Origin of the sequence: Arthrobacter humicola (assembly GCF_022803015.1) — a bacterium.
GTDB classification, from domain to species: Bacteria; Actinomycetota; Actinomycetes; order Actinomycetales; family Micrococcaceae; genus Arthrobacter; species Arthrobacter humicola_A.
This window is the reverse complement of sequence record NZ_JAFKON010000027.1, coordinates 1-2018: the sequence shown is the minus strand read 5'-3', so window position 1 is coordinate 2018 and position 2018 is coordinate 1. Positions and strand designations below refer to the sequence as shown.

The window sequence follows — 2018 nt, the reverse complement described above, 5'->3', positions numbered from 1 at the left end:
GTGGTTACAACATCTGTGGTGTTGTTATTTTGTTGTGGTTTTGTTCCTGTCGCAACGTGCCGTCAAGTAACGGGTTTGTTGTTTGGGAACCACATAGTGGACGCAAGCAGTCTTGTTTCTTTGTACCCTCCCCCTGGTGTGAACGTCTTTTGAATCCGTTCACGGGAAGGGTGTGTGGTGTAAGTTATCGGCCTATTAGTACCGGTCAGCTTCACGAGTCGTTAGTCCTCGCTTCCACATCCGGCCTATCAACCCAGTGGTCTGGCTGGGGGCCTCTCACACACAAGGTGTATGGAAATCTCATCTCGAAGCGAGCTTCCCGCTTAGATGCTTTCAGCGGTTATCCCATCCGAACGTAGCTAATCAGCGGTGCACTTGGCAGTACAACTGACACACCAGAGGTTCGTCCGTCCCGGTCCTCTCGTACTAAGGACAGCCCTTCTCAAATTTCCTGCGCGCGCAGCGGATAGGGACCGAACTGTCTCACGACGTTCTAAACCCAGCTCGCGTACCGCTTTAATGGGCGAACAGCCCAACCCTTGGGACCTACTCCAGCCCCAGGATGCGACGAGCCGACATCGAGGTGCCAAACCATGCCGTCGATATGGACTCTTGGGCAAGATCAGCCTGTTATCCCCGAGGTACCTTTTATCCGTTGAGCGACGGCCATTCCACAATGTACCGCCGGATCACTAGTCCCGACTTTCGTCCCTGCTCGAGATGTCTCTCTCACAGTCAAGCTCCCTTGTGCACTTACACTCGACACCTGATTGCCAACCAGGCTGAGGGAACCTTTGGGCGCCTCCGTTACTTTTTAGGAGGCAACCGCCCCAGTTAAACTACCCATCAGGCACTGTCCCTGACCCGGATTACGGGCCGAAGTTAGATGTCCAAAGTGACCAGAGTGGTATTTCAACGATGACTCCACCCGAACTGGCGTCCGGGCTTCAACGTCTCCCACCTATCCTACACAAGCCACTCCGAACACCAATACCAAACTATAGTAAAGGTCTCGGGGTCTTTCCGTCCTGCTGCGCGTAACGAGCATCTTTACTCGTACTGCAATTTCGCCGAGTTTATGGTTGAGACAGCGGGGAAGTCGTTACTCCATTCGTGCAGGTCGGAACTTACCCGACAAGGAATTTCGCTACCTTAGGATGGTTATAGTTACCACCGCCGTTTACTGGGGCTTAAATTCTCAGCTTCGCCTTGCGGCTAACCGGTCCTCTTAACCTTCCAGCACCGGGCAGGAGTCAGTCCGTATACATCGTCTTGCGACTTCGCACGGACCTGTGTTTTTAGTAAACAGTCGCTTCCCCCTGGTCTCTGCGGCCCCGATCCCCTCCCACCAGCAAGTGGTGTTCAAGGTTGGGGCCCCCCTTCTCCCGAAGTTACGGGGGCATTTTGCCGAGTTCCTTAACCATAATTCTCTCGATCGCCTTAGTATTCTCTACCTGATCACCTGTGTCGGTTTGGGGTACGGGCGGCTAAAACCTCGCGTCGATGCTTTTCTCGGCAGCATAGGATCACCGAATCCCCCCCTACGGGGGTCCCGTCAGATCTCAGGCATCATGAACGGCGGATTTGCCTACCGTTCGCCCTACATCCTTAGACCGGGACAACCATCGCCCGGCTCGGCTACCTTCCTGCGTCACACCTGTTAATACGCTTGCCTCCCAGGATCAGGTCCCGCGCTCCACCAAAACCCTTCCACCACAAGGGCGGTCAGGCAGGTTTCGGGCGGTTAGTATCCCCTGTTCAGCATGGGCGGTTTTTCGCCGGTACGGGAATATCAACCCGTTGTCCATCGACTACGCCTGTCGGCCTCGCCTTAGGTCCCGACTTACCCAGGGCAGATTAGCTTGACCCTGGAACCCTTGATCATCCGGCGGACGGGTTTCTCACCCGTCTTTCGCTACTCATGCCTGCATTCTCACTCGTGTAGGCTCCACCGCTGGTTTCCACCGCGACTTCACTGCCCACACGACGCTCCCCTACCACTCCAGACGCCTGAACCA

General features: G+C 55.3%; 1 rRNA gene. It reads right to left on the bottom strand.

The window, feature by feature from the left end:
- Positions 1–174: 174 nt before the first annotated feature.
- Positions 175–2018 (bottom strand): 23S ribosomal RNA (locus ARTB_RS21285); the annotation flags it as partial.